The organism is Halorubrum depositum (genome assembly GCF_007671725.1).
Classification (GTDB): Archaea; Halobacteriota; Halobacteria; order Halobacteriales; family Haloferacaceae; genus Halorubrum; species Halorubrum depositum.
In genome coordinates this window covers 1,372,966-1,386,341 of record NZ_VCNM01000002.1, presented here as the reverse complement: position 1 = coordinate 1,386,341, position 13,376 = coordinate 1,372,966, and the positions used below count along the sequence as shown (strand labels likewise).

12 protein-coding genes are annotated in these 13,376 nt (G+C 69.0%); 4 read left to right on the top strand and 8 right to left on the bottom strand.

The annotated features are described in order from the left end of the window. Positions 1 to 318 precede the first annotated feature (318 nt). The 3 genes from FGM06_RS14375 to FGM06_RS14365 form a co-directional block, all read right to left on the bottom strand. Positions 319 to 972 carry a dolichyl-phosphate hexose transferase gene (locus FGM06_RS14375; RefSeq protein ID WP_241662588.1) on the bottom strand — a complete coding sequence of 218 codons (654 nt, stop codon included), beginning with the start codon at positions 970 to 972 and terminating at the stop codon, positions 319 to 321. 215 nt (positions 973 to 1,187) lie between these two features. Beyond that, positions 1,188 to 2,825 (bottom strand): GMC family oxidoreductase, encoded by a 1,638-nt coding sequence (locus FGM06_RS14370; RefSeq protein ID WP_144799914.1) that lies wholly within the window; start codon positions 2,823 to 2,825, stop codon positions 1,188 to 1,190. Then, the gene (locus FGM06_RS14365; protein WP_144799913.1) at positions 2,822 to 3,385 is read right to left on the bottom strand and encodes a gluconate 2-dehydrogenase subunit 3 family protein; all 564 of its coding nucleotides are present in this window, start codon (positions 3,383 to 3,385) and stop codon (positions 2,822 to 2,824) included. Before FGM06_RS14365 ends, FGM06_RS14370 begins: the two co-directional genes overlap by 4 nt. Positions 3,386 to 3,500: 115 nt before the next feature. Between FGM06_RS14365 and FGM06_RS14360 the strand changes: the two genes are divergently transcribed. Both FGM06_RS14360 and FGM06_RS14355 read left to right on the top strand, forming a co-directional pair. Then, positions 3,501 to 5,111, top strand: a complete 1,611-nt coding sequence (locus FGM06_RS14360) for an ABC transporter permease (RefSeq protein ID WP_144799912.1) — start codon at positions 3,501 to 3,503, stop codon at positions 5,109 to 5,111. 70 nt (positions 5,112 to 5,181) lie between these two features. After that, positions 5,182 to 6,114 carry an NAD-dependent epimerase/dehydratase family protein gene (locus FGM06_RS14355; RefSeq protein ID WP_144799911.1) on the top strand — a complete coding sequence of 311 codons (933 nt, stop codon included), beginning with the start codon at positions 5,182 to 5,184 and terminating at the stop codon, positions 6,112 to 6,114. A gap of 18 nt (positions 6,115 to 6,132) precedes the next feature. Here the strand turns inward: FGM06_RS14355 and FGM06_RS14350 are convergent, their stop codons facing one another. Then, positions 6,133 to 7,170, bottom strand: a complete 1,038-nt coding sequence (locus tag FGM06_RS14350) for a YihY/virulence factor BrkB family protein (protein ID WP_144799910.1) — start codon at positions 7,168 to 7,170, stop codon at positions 6,133 to 6,135. A gap of 349 nt (positions 7,171 to 7,519) precedes the next feature. On the opposite strand from FGM06_RS14350, the gene argS reads away from it, so the two are divergent. Together argS and prf1 are read left to right on the top strand one after the other, a co-directional pair. Further along, a complete protein-coding gene (gene argS, locus FGM06_RS14345) occupies positions 7,520 to 9,337 on the top strand; it encodes an arginine--tRNA ligase (protein ID WP_144799909.1) in 1,818 nt (605 codons plus the stop codon). A 468-nt stretch (positions 9,338 to 9,805) separates the two neighbouring features. Further along, positions 9,806 to 11,056: a peptide chain release factor aRF-1 gene (gene prf1, locus FGM06_RS14340; RefSeq protein ID WP_144799908.1), complete on the top strand. Its 1,251-nt coding sequence runs from the start codon at positions 9,806 to 9,808 to the stop codon at positions 11,054 to 11,056. Between the two features lie 49 nt (positions 11,057 to 11,105). Here prf1 and FGM06_RS14335 read toward each other — a convergent pair whose 3' ends face one another. From FGM06_RS14335 to FGM06_RS14320, 4 genes are all read right to left on the bottom strand, one after another. Continuing rightward, positions 11,106 to 11,543 (bottom strand): metal-dependent transcriptional regulator, encoded by a 438-nt coding sequence (locus tag FGM06_RS14335; protein WP_144799907.1) that lies wholly within the window; start codon positions 11,541 to 11,543, stop codon positions 11,106 to 11,108. Positions 11,544 to 11,586: 43 nt separating this feature from the next. Further along, positions 11,587 to 12,072 (bottom strand): ferritin-like domain-containing protein, encoded by a 486-nt coding sequence (locus tag FGM06_RS14330; protein WP_144799906.1) that lies wholly within the window; start codon positions 12,070 to 12,072, stop codon positions 11,587 to 11,589. 131 nt (positions 12,073 to 12,203) lie between these two features. Then, complete coding sequence (locus FGM06_RS14325; RefSeq protein ID WP_144799905.1) at positions 12,204 to 12,803, bottom strand: DUF5789 family protein; 600 nt, start codon at positions 12,801 to 12,803, stop codon at positions 12,204 to 12,206. Between the two features lie 86 nt (positions 12,804 to 12,889). Further along, positions 12,890 to 13,267, bottom strand: a complete 378-nt coding sequence (locus FGM06_RS14320; RefSeq protein ID WP_144799904.1) for a DUF7344 domain-containing protein — start codon at positions 13,265 to 13,267, stop codon at positions 12,890 to 12,892. Positions 13,268 to 13,376: the final 109 nt, after the last annotated feature.

The following is a 13,376-nucleotide window of genomic DNA, read 5'->3' as shown; positions in this document are numbered from 1 at the left end:
ACCTCCAACGATCCAACCGCTCATTTATAAACGGTCAATTACGGATTGTCGGTGGACACCTCCAAAGCCCCAGCCGCACCGCAACTACGCCTCGCACCTCCCCAGCCTCGCGGTTCGCGCTCTTCGAGCGCTCACCGCGTCCCTCGCACGCGCTCCTCACGGTCGCCGCTGGCGACCGCTCGGAGGCGCGCGCCACCGCGGCGTTCATTTATAATGTGTCGTCGGTGTCGCAGTTCTATTTAAATACTACGTCGCTGCCAGCGGTCCATGGCACCGACGAAAAAGAACTGATACTCGCGTTGTGGGGCCGTCCCTCTCTCAGAGCCGTCGCAGCCGCTCTTCGAGACACACCGTCACGACGGACTTCGCGATGGCGGCGCCGCCCTCGATCGGGTCGAGCTTCGTCTCGCCGAGGCGCTCGGCGTAGTCGATGGGGCGCTCGCGCACGTCGCGGCCGCGCATGAGGGGTCGGATGAGCAGCTCGGCGGAGAGGCCGGTGTTCTCTGTCCAGTCGATGTCCTCGACGACCTCGCGGCGGTACGCGCGCATTCCGGTGGTGGTGTCGTGGACGCGTTCGCCCATCAGGAGGCTCGCGAGCGTCGCGAACGCGTGGTTGCCGAGGCGGTTGAACGCGGGCATCGCGTCGGCGCCGTGGTAGAGGCGGTCGCCGCTGACGACGTCGGCGCCGTCGTTGATCGCCTCGAGGAACTCCGGGAGCTGCTCCATCGGGTAGGTGTCGTCGCAGTCGGTCGTGACGACGACGGGCCGATCGGGCGCGAGGATCGCCTCGCGGACGGCGACGCCGTACCCCTGCGGCTCCTGTTCGATCACCGTCGCGCCGTGCTCGCGGGCGATCTCCGGCGTTTCGTCGGACGAACCGTCGACGCAGACGACCTCGGCGCGCCCGCCGGTGACGTCGTCGATGTCCTCGAGCACCGTCCCGATCGCCTCCGCCTCGTTGTACGTCCCCATCACGACGCTGACGTCGTCGAAGGTGTAGTGCTCCTCGGCGCCCTCGGCGGCCGCGTCTCTCTCGCCGGTCGCCGCGTCGCCGTCGGTCGCGGTCGCCACCCCGTTCTCCGCCTCGTCGATCTCGTCGGCCGACCCGTTCGCGCTGAGTGATCCGCTCATTACCTCGTACGGGCCGCTCCACCCACTTGAGTTTTTAGGTTTACCTAAAACAGAATTCAGAGTCGGCGCTCGATGTCGTCGGCGACGCGTAGCGCCAGCGCGGCGATCGTGAGCGTCGGGTTCATCGCGCCGCCCGTGGGGAACACGGAGCTCGACGCGATCCAGCAGTTGTCTAGGTCGTGGGTCCGACACTCGGCGTCGACGACGCCCGCGTCGGGGTCGGCGCTCATCCGGGTGGTGCCCATGTGATGGTAGGCGGGGCCGGTGGCGTCGGGGCCGGCGACCCACTCGATCTCCGCGCCCAGCTCCTCGAGGATCGACCGCTGGACCTCGTTGGCGCGCTCGACGGTCCGGAGCGCCCGGTCGCCGACGTTCCAGTGGACCTCGGGGACGGGGTTGCCGTGATCGTCGGTGCGGTCGGGGTCGAGCCCGACGTAGCTGTCCGATCGGGGGAGCTGCTCGACGAGCCCGCCCATCGCCACGTGGGTGCCGTAGCCGTCGCGGAGCCGCCCCAACAGCTCGTCCCCCCAGTCGTCGCCGGTCAGCGCCTGCTCGACCGGCGAGGGGCCGGCGTAGTTGAAGAACTCCAGCTTGAACGGGGCGACCTCCGCGTCGGCCTCGTCGTAGAACTGATCGCAGGCGCTCGTGTAGAAGCCGACGTGGTTCTGTCGCGTCGGCTCGTCGAGGGTGCCGCCGACGCCCGCGAACAGGTGGTCCATGAAGAACTTCCCGACCGTTCCGCTGGAGTTCGCGAGCCCGTCGGGATACTCGTCCGACTCCGAGAGCAGGAGGAGCCGCGGCGTCTCCACGCCCCCGCAGGCGACGACGAAGGCGTCGGCCGCCTGCCTGTGCTCTTCGCCGTCGGGCGTCGCGTACACCGCGGCGGTGACGCGGTCGGCGTCGTGCTCCAGCCGCTGGACGGGCGCGCGGTCGATCACGGTCGCGCCCCGCTCTTCCGCGCGCTCGGCGTGGACGGTCGCGTCGTACTTCGCGCCCGCCGGACAGACGGGCTGGCAGGTGCCGTAGCCGACGCAGGCGGAGCGGTCGTCGTACGGCTCGGAGTTGCGCGCGTTCGGCACCGAGTGCATGTCGATCCCGAGCTCCTCGCACGCCTCCGCGAACAGCGAGTCGCTGTAGGAGGGCTCGAACGCCGGCATCGGGTGCGGCTCCTCGCGCGGCGGCGCGTAGGGGTTGTCCGAGGCGCCGGCGACGCCCAGCTCCCGTTCCGCCTCGGCGTAGTACGGCCGCAGGTCGGCGTACTCGATCGGCCAGTCGGGGCCGATTCCCCGAGTCGTACCGGAGTTGAAGTCGTCCTCGTGGAGCCGCATCACCATCCCCTGCCAGTGGAGCGTCGACCCGCCGACCCCCTTGACGCGGGCGTGATTCAGCGGGTAGAACCGCTCGCCGTCGTTGCTGTGGGCGTCGCGCTCGCCGCCCACGTCCCACACGTCGGGTCGGTCGTAGCTCGGGCGGATCGCCCGCTCCTGGCGCGCGAGGCGGTCCGCGGGGTCGAATCGAGGGCCGGCGTCGAGGACGACCACCTCGCGGTCGGCGGCCAGCCGGTCGGCGACGAGCGCGCCAGCGGGACCGGCGCCGACGACGCAGACGTCGGCGTTCGCGACGGGGGAGCGGTCGATGTCGCGTTCGACGCCCTCGCGTCCGGCGGCCGCCTCGCGCCCGCCCCCCGCGCTCATCGCGGCCCCCGCCGGTAGCTCTCGGCCCCGCCGGGGTGTCCCTGCGGGTTCTCCAGCCCGACCAGCTCGCCGCCCGTCGGCGAGGCGTACAGGGCGAGCAGCAGCTCGTTGACGACGTAGTAGCGCACCCGCTCCGCGAGCGTCCCGTCCGGGTCCTCCTCCGCGACGTCGGCGCCGACCTCCCGGAGGAGGCGGTCGCGGTCGCCCTCGGTGAGCTCGGTGATCGGCGCGCCGTGCCACGACCGAGCCGCCTGGTCGAGCTCGCCGACCGCGGTGCGGACCCCCTCGGCGTGGGCCGCCCCGTCGAGGCGCCCGTCGAGGAAGCGGCCGACGAACGCCTCGACGCCGTCGACCTCGCTCGGATAGAGGACCGTCGCGACCGCGGTCATCGACGCGCGGACGGCGGCCTCGTCGGGGAGCGCGTCGTCCCCCTCGCCGCCGTCGGCCGCGTCTCCCCCGGCTTCGGGACCGTCGCTCGTCCGCCGGGCCGCGAGGGCGACCCCGCCGGTCGCGCCGACGGCGGCCAGCGCGGCCGCCGCGTCGCGACGCGTCAGTTCCATATCCGATTTAGGCCTCCCTAAACTATTATATCCGTCGGACCCGATCGACGACCGGATCGGAACTGCTAACGGTCGGTGCCACGTCTCTCCGATAACGCACCCCGCCTCCCGGACCATGAGCCTGACACGCCGGATCCGCGATTTCCTGACCGACGGCGACGACCGCCTCCCGCCGGGGCTGACCCTGTTGTCCGCGGCGATCGCCGCGACGATGGTGTTCCCGCTCGCGTGGCTGGTGATCGAGGCAGTCACCGTCGAGCGAGCGCGGGCGACGGAGCTGCTCTTCAGCGCCGCGACCGCCGAGGTGCTGGGTAACAGCCTCCTCCTCATGGCCGGCGTCACGGCCTTCTCCGTTCTGTTGGGCGTCCCGCTGGCGTACCTCACCGCACGCACCGACCTCCCGTTCCGTCGGTTCTGGTCGGTCGTCGCCGCGCTCCCGCTGGTCGTGCCGAGCTACGTCGGCGCGTTCGCGTTCGTCTCCGCGTTCGGCCCGCAGGGGGAGTTCCACGACGTGCTGGCGCCGTTGGGGATCGAGCGATTCCCGGAGATATACGGGCTTCCGGGCACGGTCCTCGTCATCACGCTGTACACGTACCCGTACGTCTACCTGACGACCCGGGCGGCGCTCCTCTCGTTCGACACGACGCTGATCGAGGCCGCCCGGACGCTGAACCACGGCCGGCTCGAGGCGTTCCGGCGGGTGACGCTCCCCGTGATCCGGCCGGCGATCGCCGCCGGATCGCTGCTGGCGGCGCTGTACGCGGTCTCCGACTTCGGCACCCCGTCGATCATGCGGCTGCCCGTGTTCACCCGACAGATCTACGTCGAGTACAACGCCTTCGGCCGGGACTACGCCGCGCTGCTCTCACTCCAGCTGCTCGGAGTCGTACTCGTTGTGCTCGCGTTGGAGTGGCTGGTCCGGTCGAGCCGCGACGCGCCGGGCGACGACGCGGGCACCACCGACCGCCCCGTGAGCCTCGGCCGGTGGCGCTGGCCGGCGACGCTCCTGCCCGCGTCGGTCGCCGGGGTCGCGCTCGTCGTCCCGCTCTGGATCCTCCTGTTGTGGCTCGTGCGCTCTGAGGCCGGACGCCGCCCCTCGATGGCGTTCGAGCCGATCCAGGTGGTCAACTCCGTCTCGGTCGCCGCCGCCGCCGCGGTCGCCGCCGCGCTGGCGGCGATCCCCGTCGCGTACTTCGCCGCGAACCACGACTCGCCGCTGGCGACGCTGTTCGAGCGGGCGACGTACGTCGGGTTCGCCGTGCCGGGAATCGTGTTGGCGCTCGCCTTGGTCTACTTCGGTTCGGGGTACCTCCCGTGGCTCTACCAGACGCTCCCCCTGCTGGTGTTCGCGTACGTCGTCCGCTTCCTGCCGCAGGTCGTCGGCTCGACGCGGACCGCGATCCTCGGCGTCGACCCGAAGCTCGTCGAGGCCGGCCGGACGCTCGGCGAGTCCTCGATGGGCGCGTTCCGCCGCGTGACGTTCCCGCTCACGCGGTCGGGGATCGTCGCCGGCGCCGCCCTCGTCTTCCTCACGACGATGAAGGAGCTCCCCGTCACGCTGATCTTACGCCCGTCCGGGTTCGAGACGATCGTCACGCAGATCTGGCGCGCGCAGGAGACGGCGCTGTACCAGTACGCGGTCGTCCCGACGCTGATCCTGCTCGTCATCTCCGGGCTCTCGATGGTCGTCATCCTCGCGCAGGAGGGCGGCAGAGAGGGGCTCTGAGAGCGACGCGGACCGCGGGAACGGCGAGACCGACCGATGCGTACTTACCGACGTGAGCCGACCGGCCCGTATGCTCGACGATTCGACCGCACTCGTCACCGGCGGCGCGGGGCTCGTCGGGAGCCACCTCGCCGCCCGGCTCCTCGACCGCGGCGCGTCGGTCCGCGTCGCCGACGACCTCTCGAAGGGCGACCGCGACCGCGTCCCCGACGGCGCCGACTTCGTTGAGGCCGACCTCACCGACCCCACCGACGTCGCCGAGGCGGTCACCGACGATCTCGATATCGTCTTCCACTTCGCCGCGTACACCGACACGAACTACGACGACGACCGGGAGCTGTTCGAGGCGAACACGGCGATGACGTACAACGTCTTGGAACGCATGCACGAGGTCGGCGTCGACCGGCTCGCCTTCACCTCCTCCTCGACGGTGTACGGCGAGGCGCCTCGCCCGACGCCCGAGGACCACGGCCCCCTGGAGCCCATCTCCATCTACGGCTCCTCGAAGCTCGCCGACGAGGCGCTGATCTCGACGCACGCTCACTCGTACGGGGTGCGGTCGTGGGTGTTCCGCTTCGCGAACATCGTCGGGCCGCACCAGCGCGGCAACGTGATCCCCGACTTCATCCAGAAGCTCGACGCCGACCCGAGCGAGCTGGAGATCCTCGGCGACGGCCGGCAGGAGAAGTCGTACATGCACGTCTCGGAGTGCGTCGACGCGATCCAGTACGTCGTCGACAACGCGGACGAGGACCTGAACGTCTTCAACCTCGGGACGCGGACGACCACGTCGGTCACCGACATCGCCGACATCGTCGCCGACGAGATGGGCGTCGACCCCGACTACGCGTACACCGGCGGCGACCGCGGCTGGACCGGGGACGTGCCGAAGATGCGCCTCTCCATCGAACGGCTCGCCGACCTCGGCTGGGAGCCGGCGATCGAGAGCGACGAGGCGGTCCGGCGGAGCGCCAGCGAACTGATCGACGAGATCGTCGAATAGGGTTCGGTCGGTTCGGCGTCACTCCTCGCTGTCGCCGTCTGCGTCCCACTCCAACCGGACCTCGTGAGTCGTGCCCTCGTCGGTTTCTCGCGCCCACTCGGTGACGGAGATAGCGCCGCTCGGCGAGTTGCGTTCGGCGACGGCCCCCTCACTCGTCGGTCGCATCCCCTCGAATCGAGCGGTGAGGTCCTCGCGAAGCCGCCGGAGATAGGTCGCCGCCTCGCCGCGGGTCATCTCGGTGTCGACTACCCGCGCCTCCGCTCCCGTTTCGGCGCGGTCGCGGGCGACCGCGTTGACCGTCGCACCGAGAAGCAGGACGACGCCGCTGAAATACAGCCAGGTGACCAACAGGAGGATGCTCGCGATGAGATTGCCACCGCCGCCGCTCAGGGAGACGTACTGCTGGAAGAGCACTTGCAGCGCCGCCCAGCCGACGGCCCCGACGACCGTCCCCGGAAGCACGTCCCGCGGGGCCACGTCGAGATCCGGAAACAGGTAGTACATCGGGAAGAACGCGGCACAGAGGCCGACGACGAGTAGCAGGGGGACCAACACCCCGAGGTACGGGACCGACGAAAAGAACGCGACGACGGTCGTCGCGCCGACCATCGCGACGACCCCCAGCGTGAGGGTGAACAACACCACGAGACTCTTCTTGATCTGGCCGAGGAAGGACTCGCGGGCGGTCGTCTCGTAGACCGCCGAGAACGCCGTATCGAGCCCGCGGAACACCTTTATCGCCCCCCAGACGAGCGTGAGCACCCCGATCAGGGAGGCGCTGATCGTCGAGCCGGACCCGGCGTCGCGCTGCTGTTCGATCATCACCTCGATGACGCCACCGACCGACGGAGAGACGTTGTCGGTGGCCAGATCGATTATCTCCTGTTGGAGCTCGGGAGCGCCCAACACGGACACCGCGAGGAGAAAGAACATGACCAGCGGAACGAGAGAAACGAACGCGCTGTACGCGATACTGCCCGCGAGAAACGTCACGTTCTTCTCGCTGAACACGCTCAAAACCGGTTTCACCCGCGAGATAGCCGACTGAATGTTCATGGGGCCGTATCGCGTTCTGTCACCGTAATAGGAGTGGCTCGTTCGGGTCGGCTGACTCGGAAGAACCTCTGAACGAATCCCCTCTCTCGATCGGCCTCCCGAACGGACCCGCTGTGCAGGTCACGCCGCACTCATCGGCCTCCCGGGCGTTCAACGGCGCCGTCGGCTCGCGAATCGCCGTTGCTGGCGCGACGGCGACTCCTGGCGTGCGCTTCACGCCCGACGGGCGCTCGTCGGCACGCGCCACCTCCCGGAGAGGGGAGCCGACCCGAGTCACGTCTCCGGACCGCCGCGCCCTCCCGCGCGCCGCTTCGGAAGGGCCTTTTAGGCCGACCGACGAACGGACGGTATGTTCAGGCAGTTCCGGTCGGAGGTCGAGGCGGCGCTCGCGGACGCGCTCGCCACGCTCGACCTCCCGACCGACGACCTCGGCATCGAACGCCCGCCCGACGACATGGACGCGACGCTCGCCTCCAGCGTCGCCTTCCGACTCGCGGGCGCGGTCGGCGACGCGCCGCCGAACGTCGCGAGCGAGGTCGCCGCCGCGGTCGACGTCGCCGGCTACGACTACCTCGACTCGGTCGACACCGCGGGGCCGTACGTCAACTTCCACGCGGGCGAGCGCTACCTCGTCGACGCGCTCGACGCGGCCGCCGCCGACGCGGGCTACGGCGCGCTCCCCGACCGGGACACCTCGGTCGTCGTCGAGCACACGAGCGCGAACCCCACCGGCCCGGTCCACGTCGGCCGCGCGCGCAACCCGATCGTCGGGGACGCAGTCGCGAACCTCATGGAGTACGCCGGCTACGACGTCGACCGCCACTACTACGTCAACGACGCGGGCCGCCAGATGGCGGTGTTCACCTGGGCGTACGAGCGGTTCGACGAGTCGGACCTCGACGAGGAGCCCGCGCGCGACCGCGCCGAGTACGACCTCGTCCGCTACTACCGGAAGGGGAACGCGTTCCTGGAGGAGGCCGACCCCGACGACGTCGAGGCCGCGGAGGAGGAGATCGCCGCGATCCTGCAGGGGCTCGAGGCCGGCGACGAGGAGACGTACGAGCGCGTCGGCGAGGTCGTCGACACGGTGCTCGGCGGGATGAAGGAGTGTCTCGCGCGGCTCCCGGCGGAGTTCGACGAGTTCGTCAAGGAGACGCGGTTCATGCGCGACGGCTCCACCGACGAGATCGCCGCACGGCTCAAGGAAACCGAGCAGGCCGTCTACGAGGAGGACGCCTGGCAGCTGGAGCTCGACGAGTGGGGGATCGAGAAGAACCTCGTCTTCCTGCGCTCGGACGACACGAGCCTCTACACCACCCGCGACCTGGCGCACCACGAGTGGAAGTTCGACAACTACGACCGCGCCGTCACCGTCCTCGGCGAGGACCACAAGCTGCAGGCCGACCAGCTCGACGCGACCCTCGAACTCCTCGGCAACGACGCGGGCCGGCTCGGCCACGTCATCTACTCGTACGTCAACCTCCCCGACGGGAAGATGTCCACCCGACGCGGGACCGGCGTGATGCTCGACGACCTGCTGGACGAGGCGATCGACCGCGCCCGCGAGGCGGTCGAGAGCCGGATGGACGACCGCATCCGCGACGACGACCTCACCGAGGAGGACGTCGAGCGCATCGCCCACCAAGTCGGCATCGGCGCGGTCCGGTACGACATCGTCTCGAAGCAGCCCGCGAAGGCGATCACCTTCGAGTGGGAGGACGCGCTCGACTTCGAGGCGCAGTCGGCCCCGTTCGTCCAGTACGTCCACGCGCGCTGTGCCGGGATCCTCGACGAGGCCGCGGCCGAAGGCGTCGACGTGCCGGGCGTGACGGGCGGCGCCGGCGGCTCCGAGAGCGCGGTCGACCCCGACGCCCTCGACGTCGACGCCGCGGTCTTCGACACGGAGGCGGAGCGCGAGCTCCTCCGCGAGGTCGCCCGCTTCCCCGCCGTCATCGAGGAGGCCGCCGACGACTTAGAGCCGCACACGGTGGCGACGTTCACCCGCGAGTTCGCCGACGCGTACAACGCCTTCTACCGGGAGTGCCCGGTCGTCACGGCCGAGGACGACGAGCTCCGCGCCGCGCGCGTCGCGCTCGTCGCGGCCGCGAAGCACACGATGGCGAACGCGCTCGACGTGCTCGGGATCGAGGCGCCCGAGTCGATGTAGGATCGGGGCGACGATTCACCCGTTTCCGGTTGGAGTGCTGTCGTGGACGGTACTGTGAGATTCCCTCTAACGTTGATGGACTGGTTATAAACGATTACTGACGGATCGGCGGAACACGTTCAAAGCCCCAGTCGCGACGACTCGCGCGGCTTGCTGCGCTCCTCACTCGGTCGCTCACTTCGTTCACTCCGTCGTTGCGGTGCTTACTACGCCGTGCTTCGTCCTCGCGACTGCCCCTTTGAGCCCCGCCCCGACCACGCCTCACGCCTCCCCAACCTCGCCGCGGCCGCCATCGGCGGCCGCGGGCTCCCTCGCACGCGCTGTTCGCGCCCTCCGGGCGCTCACAGGCGCGCGCCACCGCACGCCGTTTATAAACATCCCCGTAACCGCCGGCCCGTGCGACTCGATACCGCCGCGCTAGCGGGGAGGTCAAAGCTTACTTACACGCACGCCGCCGTAGTTCAGGTAATGAGTAGCGACGCCCAAGCGGCGAGCGAGGACCGACGGAAGTACGAGTTCCGGAAGGTCATCGAGGAGCTCAAGGACTTCGAGGGCTCCGGCACGCAGCTCGTCACTATCTACATTCCCGAGGACCGGAAGATCTCCGACGTGGTGGCCCACGTCACCCAGGAACACAGCGAGGCGTCCAACATCAAGTCCAAGCAGACCCGGACGGCCGTGCAGGACGCGCTCACGTCGATCAAGGACCGCCTCCGCTACTACGACACCTTCCCGCCCGAGAACGGGATCGTGATCTTCTCGGGGGCGATCGACGCCGGCGGCGGCCAGACCGACATGGTCACCCGGACGCTGGAGTCGCCGCCACAGCCCGTCGAATCGTTCCGCTACCACTGCGACTCCGAGTTCCTCACCGAGCCGCTCGAGCACATGCTGGAGGACTCCGGGCTGTTCGGACTCATCGTCTTAGACCGCCGCGAGGCCAACGTCGGCTGGCTGAAGGGCAAGCGCATCGAGCCCGTCAAGTCCGCCTCCTCGCTCGTCCCCGGCAAACAGCGGAAAGGGGGTCAGTCCGCGCAGCGGTTCGCCCGCCTCCGGCTGGAAGCGATCGACAACTTCTACCAGGAGGTCGCGGGGATGGCCAACGACCTGTTCGTCGACAAGCGTCACGAGCTCGACGGCATCCTCGTCGGCGGCCCCTCGCCGACGAAAGACGAGTTCCTCGACGGCGACTACCTCCACCACGAGCTCCAGGACAAGGTGCTCGGCAAGTTCGACGTAGCGTACACCGACGAGTCCGGGCTGAAGGACCTCGTCGACAACGCCAGCGAGGCGCTCGCCGACCAGGAGATCGTCGAGGACAAGCGTCACATGGAGGAGTTCTTCGAGAAGCTCCACACCGGCGAGGAGGCCACCTACGGCTTCGAGCAGACCCGCCGGAACCTGATCATGGGCTCGGTCGACCGGCTGCTCATCTCCGAGGACCTCCGCTCGGACGTCGTCGTCTACGAGTGCCCGAACGGCCACGAGGAGTACGAGGTGGTCGACTCGCGGCACTCCACCCCGGACCACGAGTGCGCCGAGTGCGGCGAGCCGGCCGACGTCGACGAGCGCGACGACGTCATCGAACACCTGATGAACATCGCCGAGCAGCGCGGGACGGACACGAAGTTCATCTCGACGGACTTCGAGAAGGGCGAACAGCTGATGGACGCGTTCGGCGGCATCGCGGGCATTCTGCGGTACTCCACGGGCGTGTAAGCTCGCGGGCGTCTAAACAGACGGCCGCCCCGGCGACCGCGGACCCGACTCACTCGGACTCGACCGGCGCCATCGCGACTTCGAGGCACGCGCAGGCGTCGGTCTCGGGGTCGAAGCAGTCCGGACACTCCGGCTGTCGGTCGATGATCGTGTCGAGCCGCTCGGCGACGGTGTCGTCGATGACGGCCTCCAGCTCGCGGGCCTCGGCGCGGAACTCCTCCACGCCGAGGACGTTCGCGAGGAAGCGCTCGATGATACAGTAGGTCTGGAGCGCGTCCCGCGCTCGGATGATCCCGTCGTCGGTGAGCCGGACCCCCTTGTACTTCTCGTGTTCGGCGAGCCCGCGCTCCTCCAGCTTGCCGATCATCTCGTTCGCGCTCGCCGGGCTCACGTCGAGGGCGTCGGCTATCGACCCCGTCGAGGCCGGGCCGTCCTCCTGCTCCTGTACGACGTATATCGTTTTGAGGTACTGGTCTGCGGTGTTCACGGCTCTCCTCCGTCGGGGACCGTCGTCGGTTCGATGCGTCGGTTCATCGTCGCTCCATGACCTCCGTGACCTCGCTGACGCCCTCGGCCTCCTCCTCCCGGATCGTCCGCAGCGTCTCCAGGAGGCGTTCCCGGTCGATCGAGAACTCCGCGTCGGACGCCTCGATCGCCTCGATGAGGTCGTCGTAGAACTTGTAGGCCGTCTCCTCGTTACACAGCTGATCGTACAGGATCCCGTCGAAGTCCTCGGGCTTGGTCCGGCCGTAGCGGGCGTCGACGAGCGACTCGATCTCGTCGAACGGGACGCTGTCGACTCCGAGCCCGGAGATGAGCGATTCCAACCGCTCGCGGTGGTCGGCGGACTCCTCGGCCGCGTCCGCGAGCAGCGCCTCGATCTCGTCATCGAGATCGGCTTCGACGCCCCGATAGTGGTGATGCGCCCGCGCCTCGACCACCTCCTCCAACACGATCCCGATCTGTAACAGCCGGGCGAGCTGGTCGTCGGAGGCGATCCGCTGGCTCACGCTCACGGCCACCACCCGTCACCGCTCGATACGCCCGTTCGCATACACTCGCATTCGGGCGCAGGCCGACTTAAGGTGTTCCCCTTCAGCCCCGGGTCGTTCGCACGGGCCGGCGCGTCGGGAGGGTCGCCGACCGCCTATATCCCGAGCCAGTCGCTGTTCCGGATCTGGTGTCCCTCTCGCCGCGAGACCTTCGCCGCCTGTCGACGGATCCCCCGCGAGGTCGGGAGCTTCTCCTTGTCGCGGATCCGCTCGACGACCCAGTCGCGAACCTCCGCGATCGCCTCGTCGTCGTCGTCGGGGCTGACCCGCTCCAGTTCCTGGAAGGTCCGCTCGTAGGCGTCGTACTGCGACCCGCCGAGCTCCTCGTTCGGGAGGGCCTCGCTGGCCTCCATGATCCGCTTCATCGCCGTGGCGACCGTGGGTCGCTGTATCCGAGCCCGCACGCGGTCAGGGGAGTCGAACACCGCTAGCTCCGTGTTCGGGACCAGCTGCTCGACGGTGTACCGCTCCGTGGGGGACGCGACCTCGCGGTCGCCGATCGTCGAGACGATCTCCGCCCCCGTGACCGGGAACTCCAGCCGTTCGAGTTCGGTCTCGATCTCGCCGAGCTCCGCGTCGTCGATCTCCGGTTCCAACTCGTCGCCGCGTTCCAGCTCCGCGTCGACGTCGCGCCGTCGCTGGCGGTTGTCCTCGTTCCGCGCCTGTTTCTCTCGTCCGTCTTTGTCGTCTCCCATTTTTCGATCTACGAGATGTGTACGTATAGTCCTGTAGGTAATATGAAAATACAACAGTCTCGAAATGATGAACGTCTGCCGTCGGCCTACCCGTTTCGCGTCTCCGCGGCGTGCTCGTCGACCGCCGACCGCAGCTGCCGGGCGAACGTCCCCTCGACGCTCCGCACTCGCTTCTCGTCTGGGTCGTACTCGACGAGACCGGCGGCCTCCAGCTTGGGCAGGTCGACGTGATGCAGCCCGGTTCGGATCCGCCGCCGCTCGGCGTCCGTCACCGCGCCGTCGCGTCGGGCGTCGCTGTAGACCTCGTCGACGAGCGCGTCGAGGTCGGCGGCGTCGCCGTCGTCCCTGCGCAGCGATCGGAGGACCGCCCGTCGCCGTCCGTCGGCGATCGCAGCCAGGACCGCGTCCGGGTCGAAACGCTCCGCACCGATCGACCGCTCGCGTTTCGGATCGTCTTTCCTCACGCGATCTCCCCGATCTGTGGACGTGTCGCTCTCGATGAATTTCGCACGACAGATATACTCTCGTTATCCGTATTCCACTTTTCCATGGTACACCATGTCTCTCTCGATC